This window comes from Euzebyales bacterium (genome assembly GCA_036374135.1).
Lineage (GTDB): Bacteria > Actinomycetota > Nitriliruptoria > Euzebyales > JAHELV01 > JAHELV01.
The window spans coordinates 92,127-105,267 of the sequence record DASUUK010000065.1; the positions used below are offsets into that span (position 1 = coordinate 92,127).

Here is a 13,141-nt window from a genome sequence, read left to right on the forward strand (position 1 = left end):
ATGCACGACCCGTCGCGTTGCGATATATCAAATGTGATATTGTCGTCACATGGTTCAGCGACTGCTCATCCTCGGAGGTTCCAGCTTCGTCGGACCCGCCGTCATCGACGACGCGCTCGCCCGCGGCTGGGACGTGACGGTCCTCAACCGCGGCACGCAGCCGGCACCCGCCGGCGTGACCTCGTTGACGGGCGACCGGACGTCATCCGGCGGTCTCGCCGCACTGCACGACGGCATCTGGGACGTGGTCGTCGACACCTGGGCGTCCGCGCCATCGGCAGTTCGCGACGCGGCAGCCGTGCTCGTCGACCGCGTCGACCGGTACGTGTACGTCTCCAGTCGATCGGTCTACCGGTGGCCGATGCCGGCGCGCGGCGCCGAGGACCTGCCCATGTGCGACGCGTCGCCCGATGACGGTGACGTCAACTACCAGCGGGCCAAGCGCGGCGGCGAGCTCGCCGCACTGGCGGCATTCGGCGACCGGGCGCTGTTCGCACGCGCGGGGTTGATCCTCGGGCCCCGCGAGGACATCGGCCGGCTGCCGTGGTGGCTGCACCGCATCGCCCGCGGTGGCCCGGTGCTCGCGCCGGGGCCCGCGGACAACGGCGTGCAGTTCATCGACGCGCGCGACCTCGCCGCGTTCGTCCTCGACACGGCTGAGCACGGCTTCGGCGGTCCCTACGACGTCGTCAGCCCCGTCGGTCACGCCTCCATGCGCGACGTGCTGGAGGCGTGCGTCGCGGTGACCGACAGCGACGCAGAGTTGCGGTGGACGCCGCCGGAGCCGATCCTCGCCGCCGATGTCCAGCCGTGGACCGACCTGCCGATCTGGTTGCCGCCCGGCGAGGACCATGACGCAATGCATGGCGCGGACGTGTCGAAGGCGGTCAGCGACGGCCTGCACTGCCGGCCCGTGTACGAGACCGTCGCCGACACGTCGGCGTGGCTGCAGTCGCTCGACGCGCCGCCGGTGCCACCCGATCGCGCCTACATCCAGCCGGTCGGCCTCGACCCCGACATCGAGGCACGCCTGCTCAGCGCGGCGGGCTCCTGACGTTCAGCGTGCCGAGCACGATGTGCGGCGCTGCTAGTCACGTCGATGATCTCCAACGCGCGCCCGACGCCCGGGTGCAGGCGACGCATGGGCGAACGCGCGCCGCGGCACTGGCGAGGGCGAGGTCCGCACGGTGGCCGGCTCCTCAGTCGAGCGGTTCGAGCGCGCCGAGCAGCGTGGGAACGAACTCGGCGACCGTCGGGTGGATCGGCAGCGCGTCGCGCACCTGCGGGTAGCGCACACCCGCCTGCATCGCGAACCCGATGACCTGGGCCAGGTCGTCGCCGTGCATGCCGAGGAACGCCGCGCCGAGAAACTCCTCGGTCTCGGCATCGACGAGGACCTTCATGAGACCCTCCGTCTCACCATCGAGCCTCGCCCTGCTGATCGACGACATCGGCAACTGTGCCTGCAGGACCTGACGACCGCTGTCACGCGCCTGCGCTTCGGTCATGCCGACCCGGCCGAGCGGCGGATCGGTGAACATCGCGTACGTCGTGATGCGACCGTCGACGGTGCGCTCCTGGTCCAGCAGGATCGCCGTGTCGTGGTATGCCGTGTGGGTGAAGGCACCGTGGCCGTTGACGTCCCCGAGCGCCCAGATGCCGGGCACCGATGTCTCGAACCGACCGTTGATCCGCACGTAGCCCCGGTCGTCGCGCTCCAGTCCGACGGCGTCGGCGTTGATGCGGTCGGCGTTGGGCGCCCGACCGGTGGCGACGAGCACGTGGCTGCCCACCACCTCCTCGGCGCCCACCGCGATCGCGACGCCATCGTCGTGCGGACGCATCCGCGACGCGCGCCCCTCGACGAGGCGCACCCCCTCGCCGGTGAGGATGTCAGCCAGTGCAGCCGAGACCTCGGGGTCTTCGCGTCCAGCCACGCCGCCGCCGGCGAGGATCGTCACGTCCGCACCGAAGCGCCGGAACATCTGCCCGAACTCCAGACCGATGTAGCCGCCGCCGACCACGAGCAGGTGCGACGGCAACTCGTCGAGCGCGAGCAGTTCGACCTCGGTCATGACGTCGACGTCGTCGATGCCGTCGATCGGCGGGACTGTCGCCCGTGCGCCGGTGTCGATGTACACGCGTTCCGAGGCGATGACCGCGTCGCCGGTCCGCACGCGGTGCAGGCCGTCGTCGGTGCCGTCGAACGACGACGCCCCCGCGAACACCTCGATGTTGTCCTCCCCGGCCAGCCACTCCTCGATGCCGGACCGCATGTCGTCGATCATGTCGCGCATGCGACGCATGACCGCGGCGAAGTCGACACTGATGTCTCCGGTGCGCACCCCGTAGTCACCCGCCCGACGCGCCAGGTGGGCGATACGGGCACTGGCCCGCATCGCCTTGGTGGGCCGGCAGCCATGGTTGAGGCACGTGCCGCCCACGCGATCGACCTCGGTCATCGCGACCCGCCTGCCCTGCGCGGCGTAGGCGGCCGCGACGCCGGGCCCGGCCTGTCCGGCCCCGATCACGACGGCGTCGAACTGCTCCACGGTGCGCTCCCTGTGGGTCGGCTGGCGTGGCACGACAACGGTAGACCCGTGGGACCATCGAAGCGTTGCACGTCCGGCGGCGGCCATGCAGGCGCACGGCCACGTCAGGTCTCGACGCCGCCTGCGCGACCGGCCGCAACGACCGCCGGCGCCAATGCGTCGGCCCAGAAGCCGTAGCCGACCGTGCTCGGGTGGAACTCGTCGCTGGCCATCGACTCGGGTACCCCGAGGAACCGCGGACTGGCGAGCGCGGCGATGTCGACGAACGTGACCTGTGCATGTTCGGCTGCCACGTCGCGTTGCACGTCGCGGAGCACGGCCGCATAGCCGTCGACGATCGAACGCAACGGCTCGGCGAGGGCGCCGACTCCGTAGAACCGCGGGATGCCACCCAGCACCACCGGCGCACCGTTCGCGGTCGCCTCGTCGAGCATCTCGATGGTGTGCCGGCGCATGCGCCACGGGTCGGTCGCGTGGATGACGTCGTTGCTGCCGATCACGATGACGACCACGTCGGCGTCGTCGGCGCGCGGGATCTGCCCTTCCGCCAGATCGCCCGTCCGTGCCCCCGACCGGCCGTGTCCGACGACGTGCACCGCCCTGCCCGTGCGCCGCGCGACGCGCTCGGCCAGCAACGACGGCAATGCGTCGCGTGCGCGATCGGTTCCGACGCCCGCGGCGGTGGAGTCACCCAGCACCCGCAGCTCCAACGGCGGCGCCCCGGCGGCCGGCATCCCGACCGTGCGCTCCAACGTGAACGGCACGTCAACCAGATATGTGCGACCACGGGCGGCGACGATCTCGCCGACCACGAGAACCACGCCGGCGGCCACCAGGACACCGGCGATTCCGAGTGCGCGCCTGTACCTCACGGCGGGTGATCGTAGCCCTGGCAGGCGAACGGCGGATGGTCGTGACCGCTATGCTTCCGTGGCGCCGTCCATCCCCGTCCCCACCGGCTGCCGCATGGCTGAAGCTCGACCCACGCTCGACGTCACCGTCGTGCTGCCCGCCTACAACGAGGCGGGACACGTCGTCGCGGAGGTCGAACGCATCTCGGCAGCGCTGAAGGCGACCGACTACGCATTCGAGATCCTCGTCGTCGACGACGGCTCGACCGACGGCACCGGCGACCGCGTGGAGGGCATGCCCTTCGTGCGCCTGCTGCGCTTCCCCACCAACCGCGGGTCGGGGACCGCGCGGCGGATCGGCACGCTCGAGGCCGCCGGCCGGTACGTCGTGTGGACCGACACCGACATGACGTATCCCAACGAGCGGATCCCCGAACTCGTCGACCACCTGGTCGAGGGCCACGCCCACCAGGTCGTCGGCGCCCGCACGTCGGAGGAGGGCACCTACAAGTTCCTGCGCGTGCCCGCGAAGTGGCTCATCCGACGCCTGGCGGAGTACCTGTCGGACAGTCGGATCCCCGATCTGAACTCGGGTCTGCGCGCGTTCTCCCGCGAGCACGCGCTGCCGTACCTGGGGCTGCTGCCCGCTGGGTTCTCCTGCGTGACGACGATCACGCTCGCGTTCCTGGCGAACGGCCTGCTGGTCGAGTACCTCCCGATCGCGTACGCGCCGCGGGCGGGACGGTCCCACTTCCACCCGATCAAGGACGCCTACCGCTACATCCTGCAGGTCGTGCGGATGGTGACCTACTTCGAACCGCTGCGTGTGTTCGCGCCCGTCGCGTTGACGCTGCTCACGCTGGGCACCGGCAAGATCATCTTCGACATCTTCACGAAGTCGCTGCGCATCACCGGCAACGCCACGATGTTGGTGCTCAGCGGCCTGATCCTGTTCAGCCTGGGCCTGCTCGCCGACCTGATCGTGCGGACGAACCGCCATGACTGAGACCGTGCCACCGGCCGGCGCGCCGGAGTCCGCGCCCGAGACGCCCGACGTCGTGACCGGCAACCACCACCACAAGTACGGGTCGGCCAACCCGGCGATCCGCTTCCTCACCAACCGGTTCCTGGCGCGCCTCGACGGCATCCTCGACCGCGTGCTGGCCGAGGCTCCTCGTGGACGCGTGCTCGAGGTGGGGTGTGGCGAAGGCATGATCGCCAAGCGCCTGCAGCAGCGTTGGGCCGACGTGACCGCGCTCGACCTGCCCGACGCCGACCTGCGCGGCTGGTGGCGTGAGCACCCCGGCCCGCGCTACGTGCACGGCGACGCCGGTCGGCTGCCCTTCGCCGACGGCGCGTTCGACGTCGTGGTCGCGGTCGAGGTCATGGAGCACCTGGCCGATCCCCACATCGGCCTGGCCGAGATGGCCCGCGTGACCGATGGGCACCTTGTGCTGTCGGTCCCACGCGAACCGATCTTCCGGGCGGGCAACCTGTTGGCGGGCCGCCACGTGCAGGACTGGGGCAACACCCCCGGGCACCTCAACCACTGGTCCACGCCGTCGTTCCTGAAGTTCGTCAGTCAGGTGGGCGGCATCCGGGCAGTGGAGAAGCCACTGCCGTGGACCATCACCTGGGCGCGTCGGAACTGAACCCGACGGTCCCACCCACCCCCCGTTCGACCTTCAAGTACGGAGCATCTGAAGCATGGCAAGCGTTCGTGCCTCGCTCATCACGCAGGCCCGCATGGCCGCACGACACCTCGACGGTGCAACGGCCACCGCGAACCACCCGGCCGTCGACCGGCTCGTGCGGTGCGCGCAGCTGTCGCAGGACGCGACACGCACGCTCGAGTGGGCGTTGGAGTCCCTGCAACTGCACGGCGTCGACCGCACCGACAGCGCGGCATGCCAACTGCTCGGCGCTGCGATCGCCAAGCTCGGCAGCCGTGCCGGCAACAGCGCCGGCGACCTCGCCGAGGCGGCGTCGCGGTCACTGGCCTGGCGCTAGGAACCGTCGCCCGTCGTCGCCGTCGGAGGCGCCTGCTGGGTACCAGGTCGACGTGACGCGGCTGACGGCCGCACCAGCGACGGCCGCACGCCCGTCGCGACGGCCCACGCCGCATCAGCGCCGGTCATGATCAGGCGCGACACGAGCGCGACCAGCAAGCCCGTGGCGGCATCGAGCGGCAGCAACGCGACCATCGCCGCCTCCCGTGGTCCGACGCCGGCGGGGGCCACGAGCAGCGCGAACCCGACGACCCACGCTGCAGCGAACACCCCCGCGCCGCGCCACAGGCCCACCGGCTGGCCGACGGCAGCGGTCGCGGCGTGCAGGTGCACGCCGTACGCGGCCCACATGCCGAGCGCCCAGGCACAGGCGGCCATGAGGTGGCGGCCGTCGGGCAGCGCCCGCAACGGCTCTCGGCGGGCGAGGCGGAGCAGTCGCTGCAGACACCACCGCAGCACCGGTGGAGCCAGCAGGGCCAGCAGGAACGGCACGCCGACCAGCAACCAGCGCGGCAGCACGCCGGTCGCCGCCAGCACGGCCACTCCCACCACCGCGCCGGTCACGAGGTGCACCCACAGGAACAACGTGATCGCCGAGACCGTCGCCCGCGGCGCGACGCCGTGGTCCCGCGCCAGCGCAGCCTGGGTGACCGCCGGCCAGACCGCCCCCGGCAGGTACTTGCCGACCTGCCCGACGTAGAAGACCCGCAGCGACGCACCGACCGGCAGCGGTTCGCCGATGCCGATGAGCATCGTGTGCCAGATGCCGGCGCTCAGGCCCAGACCGATCAGGCCTGCGAGTGCGGCGGCGACCAGCCACCCGATGTCGAGCGTCGCGAGGTCGGCTGCGACCTCGCTCCAGCGCGACCGCAGCGCGAGTACCAGGGCGGCGACCAGCAGAACGATCCAACCGACGCGGAGGGCGCGGCGCACCGTCACCCGGCGACCCGCCGGAGACGGGGCGTCGCCGCGTGCCGGGGCCGGCTCCGTGTCCAACGTCACTGCACCCGATCGTAGCCGTCGCGACCGTCCGACCTGTGCGCCACCCAACGCCAACGTAGGCTCGTCCGTCGACACACCGACGGGCGTGGACGGAGGCACCGTGGTCGAGGACCCTGAGCACCCTGCCCGGCTCGTGCGGCTGCGGGCACAGCTGGCGGCCGACCTGCGCGGCGCCATGCGGGCGCGGGACCGGGCCGCCACGGCGGCACTCCGGTCGCTGCTCGGAGCGATCGACAACGCCGAGGCGGTCACCGCGCCGGCGCGCTCCAGCATCGATCCACCGCTGCTCGGACTGGGCGCCGCCGAGGTGCCACGGCGCCGACTGGACGACGCCACGGTCAACCGCGTGCTCTACTCCGAGATCGCCGACCGCGACGGCGCCGCGCTGGAGTACCGCCGGCTGGAGCGCCACGACCGGGCCGACCGGCTGGACGCCGAGGCGGCCGTGCTGCGACGTTACCTCAGCTGGTAGGCGAGGCGCACCGACGTCTCGCACCTGTCGGCATCGCGGTGCACGGGCCGCGCCGCGACGTCGGCACGGCGTTCGACCGCCTGCGCCCCACCGGTAGCCGGCGAGCAGCGCGGCACGCGCTGGCCATGCGGGCGACCAACGGGGCGCTTGCCTCGGGCGGCCCTGATTCATGCCCGCTGTGCCGCCCAGGTGAGAACGGCGGCCATCGCCGCGAAGTCGCGAGGGCCAGCGAGCTCGACCTGGCTCATCCAGACGACCACCGTGCCACTCGACGGGATGATGTATGCCGCGGTGCCAGTGCCTCCGACCCAGCCGTACCGGCCGACGACGTTCCACGGGTCGACCGCAGCGAGGTCGACGCTCCCGCCGAACCCCCACCCGTGCCCCTCCAGGAACGGATTGCCGGGCTCGGACTCGAGGTGGCTGGTCGTCATCAACCGGACGGCCTCGGCGGACAGCACCCGCCGCCCGCCGTGCTCACCGCCAGCGAGCAGCATGCGGCCGAACGCGTGCCAGTCGTCGACCGTCGACACCAGCCCCCCTGCGCCCGATGGAAACGCCGGCACTGTGGCCCACTGCCCCTCCGGCGGGTCGATCAGATCGAACGCTCCGGTGTCGGCATCGCGCTGGTAGTAGGCGGTCATGCGGTCGAGCCCACCGGACGGCACCGCAAACCCGGTGTCCACCATGCCGAGCGGGCCGAGCACTGTGTCGTCCAGGACAGCACCCAGCGGGGCGTCCTGCGCGCGGGCCAGCAGGACGCCGAGGATGTCGCTCCCCGTGGTGTAGGTCCAGCCCTCTCCCGGCTGATGGAGCAGCGGTATGGCGGCCAGCCGGTCCATCCATTCATCTGGCGGCGCCATCGCCTGGGGCCGAGGTGGACCCTGGTGCAGATCATCCACGAGGCGGGCCACGACGGGCACGTCCATGTCGGCGGGCAATCCATGACCGCCCTGGAACGCCAGCAGGTGGCGGACGGTGACCGGCCGTGCCGCCGGCACGAGGTCGTCGACAGCAGCGTCCGGGTGACGGAGCACCATGGGATCGCGCAGCTCGGGCAGCCAGCGGTCGACGGGCTCGTCCAGGGCGAACACCCCGCGGTCGACGAGTGCCATCGCGGCCGCCGCCACGATCGGCTTCGTGATCGAGGCGATTCGGAACAGGCTGTCCCGCGTCATCGGCGGCCCGCCGACAGCGCTGACGCCGGAGGTCGCCACGGTGACGTCGTCGGCCCGCGAGACCAGTGCAACGGCACCGGGTACCCGACCGGCGGCCACCTGGGCGTCGACCGTCTCCTGCAATGTCGTCACCATCGCCCCGTCCGATGTCGTACACCGGTATCGCATCGCACGGCCCGGTGACTCATCGGCGCGATCGCGTCCTACCCAGGCACCGCGCACTGCGCCGCCGGCGCACCGGCGTTCAGCCGGCCGCGCCGATCACCAGGTCTCGCAGCGCGGTCGCTTCGCGTCCGGTCAGATCGCGCACCGCCGTGCTGACCCTGTCGAGGTACCCCAGCCGGCCCGCGGCCCCGAAGGAAGCGAGCATCTGGGCGACGGCCGCTGGCATGCCCGCCGACACGATGCCGTCGACATAGGCCTGGTCGTCAACCGTGACGACCTCGACCGGGCCACCGGACACCTCGCCGGCCAGCGCGGCCAGGTCGTACGCCGTCAGCGCCTCAGGGCCGGTGATGTCGTACGCCTGACCCTCGTGTCCGTCGCCCGTGAGCACGCCGATGGCCGCGGCCGCACAGTCACCGCGCGCGACGTACGCCGTGCCGCCGTCGCCCGTGTTGGCCACCAGTTGGCCGGCGGCCGCGGCACGCTGCACGACCTGCACCTGCATGTCGGCGTACAGGTTGTTGCGCAGGAAGGTCCACGCGACGCCGCTGTCGCGCAGGGCCTCCTCGGTCGCCGCGTGGTCAGGTACGACGGCCGCCGGGTTGTCCGCCACCGGTTGCGGGATCGACGTGTACGCGATGTGTCGCACCCCGGCGGTGGCGGCGGCGGTGATCGCCGCCCTGTGGCCTTCCACACGCTGACCGACAACGTCGGTGGAGATCAGCAGCACGCGGTCCACCCCGGCGAACGCGTCCGGCAGCGACCCAGGGACGCCGAAGTCCCCGTGGCGGACGTCCGCACCGCGGGCGGCCAGGTCGGCCAGCCCGTCCGGGCTGCGGGTGATGAGCACGACCTCGCCGGGGGCGACGGCGTCGAGCAGCAGTTCGGCGGCGCGGCGACCGAGCTGGCCGGAGGCACCGGTGACGGCGATGGTCATGGGGAGAGCTCCAGGCGTGGTCGGGACGTGGATCGATCGTAGCCAGCCCCGCGCGAGCGCACGGGCGACCGATCGGCGGTCAGACCTCCGCGAGCAACGCCTTCCAGAACGGACGCCACCGCTCGATGTCGTCGGGAGCAGGCAGGCGCTGGTGCCCTAGTCCGAGCTTGACCTTGCCCGGCTCCGCCTGCGAGGCACCGAAGCTGACGCGCGAACCGTCGGCGAAGCCCACGCGCCAGTAGCGGTAGGTCTCGTTGGTCGTCGTCTCGGGCTCGCGGGCGGTCCCCACGTCGGCGCGGTCGTCGAGGTCCGCGACGACGTCCAGCCAGCGGGTGAACACGTCGTCGAGGTCGCCGTTGATGGTCCTGCTGGCCGAGACCTGGAACGTGCCGTCACTCGCCTGCCCCGGTACCCGCCGCCCGATGTGCTGCTCGTAGGCGACCGTCAGGGTCTGCGCCCACCAGTGGGCGACGTCCTCGGTGTCCTGTAGGCGCTTCGCGATCTGGGCGTGGGTCATCGACCCTGCGCTCCAGCCGTCGAGCACGGTCCGCCACTCGTCCCAGCTGCGGCCGGTGGCGTCCTCGACGCCGTCGAGGGGCATCGCGGTGGTCATGGTCGTACCTCCGTCAGTGGATGACCGCGGGCCGTGCCCGGCTCAGGCCTCGAGCACGTAGAGCGTGTTGCCCTCTGGATCGCGGAGCGAGAACATCGGTGGGACGCCCGGCCACCGTGCGATCTCGGCGTCGACATCGGCACCGGCTTCGGCCAGTGCCGCGTGGTCGGCATTGACGTCGGCAGCCGTCAGGCGGATGCCGGTGTCGGCACCGGCGTGCCCCGGCTCGGCGTCACCGATCAGGGCGATCGTCGTCACGGCGCCGGGTGGGGCGACCTCGATCCAGCGACCCATCGGGCCAGGGCCGGTGTCGATGCGGACGTCGAACCCGAGCGTCCCGACGTAGAAGTCGAGAGCGGCGTCCTGATCGGCGACGTTGATCGCCGTCGAGCGGACCTGGGTGATGGTGGATGCGGGCATGGCGGGTCTCCTCACGCGGTGTGGTCAGCCGTACATCAGGGAGCCGGGGGTGGTCAGCTCCTCACCGGTCTCGAGCCAGGTCTTCAGTCCGGACAGCATCATCGGCCAGCCGCCCCACAGCGCGCCGACGCCCTCGGGCAGCTGGTCGTGCGTGACGGTCAGGTGGCACGAGTCGCCGACCGGCTCGATCTCCCAGGTCACCCGGGACGTGCCGGCCACCTTCGCGTCATCGTCCCAGCGCGCGTGGAAGGTCTGCACCAGGCGCCGGGGCGGGTCGACCTCGAGGTTCTCACCCTCGATCAGCGCCCCGCCGTCGAAGCGCGGGTTGGTCACCTCGTAGGTCGACCCCGGCGTCCAGTCGGAGTGCACGCGGTTGCCGAACTGGAACCGCGCCCGCGTCTCCTCGTCGGTGATCGCCTCCCACAGGCGCTCCGGCGTCGTGCGGATGTAGATCTCGAACACCTTTTCCATGGTCCGCTCCAGACGTGTCTTCAGATCGCTGAGCGTGGCGACCCACTCCTGCGCGTACTTGCTGACCCACCGGTCGTGGATCAGCCGGATCGGGACGGCGTTCAGGAAGTGCAGCTTCTCGCGACCCCGCCGCCGGGTGACGACCAGGTTCGCCTCCTCCAGCTGCCTCAGATGCTTCGCGACACCGAACCGCGTCATGTCGAATCGCGCTTCGAGGGCGCTCAGCGACTGCCCGTCGGTGCGGAACAGCTCGTCGAGCAGCTCACGCCTCGTCGGGTCGGCCAGCGCCTTGAACACCTCGTCCACGCCGGAGACTATATGTGACCAAAGGGTCACATGTCAAGGTGCACTTCTGCCCGCTGTCGCGGCCACCAGCCCGCCGGTGCCCCATCGCCGCCGATGGAGACGGACAGGGCGCACGCGGCTACCAGCCGGAGGTTCCCGGCTCGCCCTTGAACGGTCCAACGACGTCGTCGGTGATCCAGCCGCCGTAGAAGGCGCCGGCCTGCGGCCGCACACGTTCGCCATCGACGGTGCAGGCAACCCGGCCGGGATGGAACGCCACCCACCCCGCGTGCTCGGCGAACAGCTCGTGGGGCGACGGGTAGCGCCACCCGACCGGCTCAGCTGTGCCCGCGACCGCCATGTACTCGGCGCGCCCCTTCCACTCGCAGTGGCTCGCGCCCGACGTGGGCACGAGTGTCCCAGGGATCACGGCGTCCGGTGGGACGTAGAAGGTCGGCGGGTGCGACGTCTCAAGCACGCGCACCGCACGGTCGGTCCGGGTGAGCAGCCGCCCGTCGGTTTGGCGGACCTCGACGGTTCGCCCGTCCGGGACGACGGCGGGCGGTCGCGGGTAGTCCCACACCGACTCCTGACCGGGGCCAGGCTCCTCGGCGAAGGACGGGCGCTGCTGCCCGCGGTTCGTCCACTGGTCGCGGGCGACCTGCAGCCAGGACGGGATGCTCATGCCCCGACGGTATCCGCCACCGCACGGAATCGCCCCGTCAACCTCGCGCCCCGTACGGCCGAGGTCGGCTGTCAGGTGCCGAGCAGCGGCTCGTCCGCCGACCTGATGTCGTGGGTCGGCAGGCCGTCCGGATGCTCACGGCGCACCCGGTCGAGGCAGGCGAGCGCGATCGCCAGGTGCTTGCGCCTGCTCGCCTCGTAGAACGCCGCGGCGGCGGCAGCCAGCTTCGGCGAGGCGTGCACAGGCTTGTCGGAGACGCACAGCAGCGTGGCGGTCGGGATGCGGTACCGGAAGCCGTTGGCCGCGATCGTCGCAGACTCCATGTCGATGGCGAGGCATCGCGCATCGCGCACCGCCGCCATCGTCCGGCGCTGGTTGAACTCCCAGTTGCGGTTGTCGGTGGTGTGGACGATGCCCATCCGGTGGCGTGCGTCGTGCGCGTCCAGCGCGTCGAGCAGGAAGGTGTTGAGGCGGTGGTTCGAGATGACCGGGATGTCGAGCGGCAGGACATCGTCGAGCACGTGGTCGGCCCGCTGGTACGCGGTGGCCAGTACGAAGTCCCCGATGCGCTGGTGGTTCCGCAGCCCGCCGCAGTGGCCGATCATGAGCATCGTGTCCGGACGCAGGACCGCGACGTGATCGGTGATGGTCTTCGCATTGGCCGGCCCGACGCCGATGTTGACGAGACTGACGCCGTCCCCCTCGGGCGTTCGGTGGTGCCACGCCGGCATCTGGCGGCCGGCGCGGTCGGGGCCCGCGGCGTCGGAGAAGCGTTCGCGGAACGCCTCGACGTGCATCGCGTAGTTCGTGAAGATCACATGGCGCTCGAACGACTCCGCCGGGGTCCCGGTGTAGTGCGACAGGCGGTCCATCGACAGCGCCATGCGCTCGGGCGCGAACAGGAACAGCTTCTTCGCCCGGAGGTCGAACCGCTCCTCGTCGAGGGCGCCGAACACCTCCGGATCGTCGAGCGCGAGGGCGCGGCGGGAGGGCCGCGCACGGAGCACGGCGCCCCGGCCAACGAGCGCGGCCAGCTCACGCCGCAGGTAGCGGCGGATCGCGCGCGGTCGTGCGAACTCCCCCGCGATGACCGGGTTGTGCCGCGACCATGGCCGCTCGACGTGGAGCCGTGGATACCAGCCGTCGTCGTCGATCGCCTCGAGGGCGTCGAGCAGTCCGACGACCGCGGCATCGACCTCGTCCGGTCGGACCGCACCGGGATCCACCACCGTGTCCACGGCGGCGAGCATAGCGACGCGATCGGGTCAGTCGCGTCCGAGTGCGGCGCTGCAGGACGCGCACAGCTCGGCGTCGTCCGGCGCGGCCACCAGGGCGCCCCGTGCACCGCACAGCGCGATGTCGTAGGCGGTGCCGCCGTCGCGCAGCTCGAAGCGCTTGGCGTTCGAGTGAGCGGGCGGCCGGAAGACGTGCGCCCTGCTCCCGTCACCTACCTGCACGAGCACGTCGGTGGCGGCGAGGTCAGGCGTCTTGGTCACGGCGG

At 71.6% G+C, this 13,141-nt stretch carries 16 protein-coding genes; 5 read left to right on the forward strand and 11 right to left on the reverse strand.

The window, feature by feature from the left end; genetic code table 11:
- Positions 1 to 49: 49 nt before the first annotated feature.
- Positions 50 to 1,054, forward strand: a complete 1,005-nt coding sequence (locus VFZ70_10250) for an NAD-dependent epimerase/dehydratase family protein (protein ID HEX6256176.1) — start codon at positions 50 to 52, stop codon at positions 1,052 to 1,054.
- A gap of 145 nt (positions 1,055 to 1,199) precedes the next feature.
- Here VFZ70_10250 and VFZ70_10255 read toward each other — a convergent pair whose 3' ends face one another.
- Both VFZ70_10255 and VFZ70_10260 read right to left on the reverse strand, forming a co-directional pair.
- The gene (locus tag VFZ70_10255; protein ID HEX6256177.1) at positions 1,200 to 2,552 is read right to left on the reverse strand and encodes a mercuric reductase; all 1,353 of its coding nucleotides are present in this window, start codon (positions 2,550 to 2,552) and stop codon (positions 1,200 to 1,202) included.
- Positions 2,553 to 2,656: 104 nt separating this feature from the next.
- Positions 2,657 to 3,424, reverse strand: coding sequence for an SGNH/GDSL hydrolase family protein (locus tag VFZ70_10260; GenBank protein HEX6256178.1), 768 nt, complete (start codon positions 3,422 to 3,424; stop codon positions 2,657 to 2,659).
- 94 nt (positions 3,425 to 3,518) lie between these two features.
- On the opposite strand from VFZ70_10260, the gene VFZ70_10265 reads away from it, so the two are divergent.
- Genes VFZ70_10265 through VFZ70_10275 form a run of 3 tightly spaced genes read left to right on the forward strand, consistent with a single transcriptional unit; the run spans position 3,519 to position 5,413 of the window.
- The gene (locus tag VFZ70_10265) at positions 3,519 to 4,409 is read left to right on the forward strand and encodes a glycosyltransferase family 2 protein (protein HEX6256179.1); all 891 of its coding nucleotides are present in this window, start codon (positions 3,519 to 3,521) and stop codon (positions 4,407 to 4,409) included.
- Positions 4,402 to 5,055, forward strand: a complete 654-nt coding sequence (locus VFZ70_10270; protein HEX6256180.1) for a class I SAM-dependent methyltransferase — start codon at positions 4,402 to 4,404, stop codon at positions 5,053 to 5,055. Before VFZ70_10265 ends, VFZ70_10270 begins: the two co-directional genes overlap by 8 nt.
- 55 nt (positions 5,056 to 5,110) lie before the next feature.
- On the forward strand, positions 5,111 to 5,413 hold the full coding sequence (locus VFZ70_10275; GenBank protein HEX6256181.1) for a hypothetical protein: 303 nt from the start codon (positions 5,111 to 5,113) through the stop codon (positions 5,411 to 5,413).
- On the opposite strand, the gene VFZ70_10280 is transcribed toward VFZ70_10275, so the two are convergent.
- On the reverse strand, positions 5,410 to 6,414 hold the full coding sequence (locus VFZ70_10280) for a lysylphosphatidylglycerol synthase transmembrane domain-containing protein (GenBank protein HEX6256182.1): 1,005 nt from the start codon (positions 6,412 to 6,414) through the stop codon (positions 5,410 to 5,412). The genes VFZ70_10275 and VFZ70_10280 overlap by 4 nt on opposite strands.
- Positions 6,415 to 6,514: 100 nt before the next feature.
- Here VFZ70_10280 and VFZ70_10285 point away from each other — a divergent pair, with 100 nt between their 5' ends.
- A complete protein-coding gene (locus VFZ70_10285; GenBank protein ID HEX6256183.1) occupies positions 6,515 to 6,886 on the forward strand; it encodes a hypothetical protein in 372 nt (123 codons plus the stop codon).
- A 167-nt stretch (positions 6,887 to 7,053) separates the two neighbouring features.
- Here VFZ70_10285 and VFZ70_10290 read toward each other — a convergent pair whose 3' ends face one another.
- From VFZ70_10290 to VFZ70_10325, 8 genes are all read right to left on the reverse strand, one after another.
- The gene (locus VFZ70_10290) at positions 7,054 to 8,199 is read right to left on the reverse strand and encodes a serine hydrolase domain-containing protein (protein ID HEX6256184.1); all 1,146 of its coding nucleotides are present in this window, start codon (positions 8,197 to 8,199) and stop codon (positions 7,054 to 7,056) included.
- Positions 8,200 to 8,308: 109 nt separating this feature from the next.
- Positions 8,309 to 9,166, reverse strand: coding sequence for an SDR family oxidoreductase (locus VFZ70_10295; protein ID HEX6256185.1), 858 nt, complete (start codon positions 9,164 to 9,166; stop codon positions 8,309 to 8,311).
- A gap of 79 nt (positions 9,167 to 9,245) precedes the next feature.
- Positions 9,246 to 9,779 carry a hypothetical protein gene (locus VFZ70_10300; protein ID HEX6256186.1) on the reverse strand — a complete coding sequence of 178 codons (534 nt, stop codon included), beginning with the start codon at positions 9,777 to 9,779 and terminating at the stop codon, positions 9,246 to 9,248.
- A gap of 42 nt (positions 9,780 to 9,821) precedes the next feature.
- On the reverse strand, positions 9,822 to 10,199 hold the full coding sequence (locus VFZ70_10305) for a VOC family protein (GenBank protein ID HEX6256187.1): 378 nt from the start codon (positions 10,197 to 10,199) through the stop codon (positions 9,822 to 9,824).
- Between the two features lie 24 nt (positions 10,200 to 10,223).
- Positions 10,224 to 10,976: a metalloregulator ArsR/SmtB family transcription factor gene (locus VFZ70_10310; protein ID HEX6256188.1), complete on the reverse strand. Its 753-nt coding sequence runs from the start codon at positions 10,974 to 10,976 to the stop codon at positions 10,224 to 10,226.
- A gap of 118 nt (positions 10,977 to 11,094) precedes the next feature.
- Positions 11,095 to 11,640: a DUF427 domain-containing protein gene (locus tag VFZ70_10315; protein ID HEX6256189.1), complete on the reverse strand. Its 546-nt coding sequence runs from the start codon at positions 11,638 to 11,640 to the stop codon at positions 11,095 to 11,097.
- Positions 11,641 to 11,711: 71 nt separating this feature from the next.
- Positions 11,712 to 12,878, reverse strand: coding sequence for a hypothetical protein (locus VFZ70_10320; GenBank protein HEX6256190.1), 1,167 nt, complete (start codon positions 12,876 to 12,878; stop codon positions 11,712 to 11,714).
- 27 nt (positions 12,879 to 12,905) lie between these two features.
- A complete protein-coding gene (locus tag VFZ70_10325) occupies positions 12,906 to 13,136 on the reverse strand; it encodes a hypothetical protein (protein ID HEX6256191.1) in 231 nt (76 codons plus the stop codon).
- Positions 13,137 to 13,141 lie beyond the last annotated feature (5 nt).

Excerpts from the sequence above, each read along its gene's own strand:
- VFZ70_10250 (HEX6256176.1), top strand. The coding sequence starts at position 50 with ATGGTTCAGCGACTGCTCATCCTCGGAGGTTCCAGCTTCGTCGGACCC.
- VFZ70_10265 (HEX6256179.1), top strand. The coding sequence starts at position 3,519 with ATGGCTGAAGCTCGACCCACGCTCGACGTCACCGTCGTGCTGCCCGCC.
- VFZ70_10270 (HEX6256180.1), top strand. The coding sequence starts at position 4,402 with ATGACTGAGACCGTGCCACCGGCCGGCGCGCCGGAGTCCGCGCCCGAG.
- VFZ70_10275 (HEX6256181.1), top strand. The coding sequence starts at position 5,111 with ATGGCAAGCGTTCGTGCCTCGCTCATCACGCAGGCCCGCATGGCCGCA.
- VFZ70_10290 (HEX6256184.1), bottom strand. The coding sequence starts at position 8,199 with ATGGTGACGACATTGCAGGAGACGGTCGACGCCCAGGTGGCCGCCGGT.
- VFZ70_10295 (HEX6256185.1), bottom strand. The coding sequence starts at position 9,166 with ATGACCATCGCCGTCACCGGTGCCTCCGGCCAGCTCGGTCGCCGCGCC.
- VFZ70_10300 (HEX6256186.1), bottom strand. The coding sequence starts at position 9,779 with ATGACCACCGCGATGCCCCTCGACGGCGTCGAGGACGCCACCGGCCGC.
- VFZ70_10305 (HEX6256187.1), bottom strand. The coding sequence starts at position 10,199 with ATGCCCGCATCCACCATCACCCAGGTCCGCTCGACGGCGATCAACGTC.
- VFZ70_10315 (HEX6256189.1), bottom strand. The coding sequence starts at position 11,640 with ATGAGCATCCCGTCCTGGCTGCAGGTCGCCCGCGACCAGTGGACGAAC.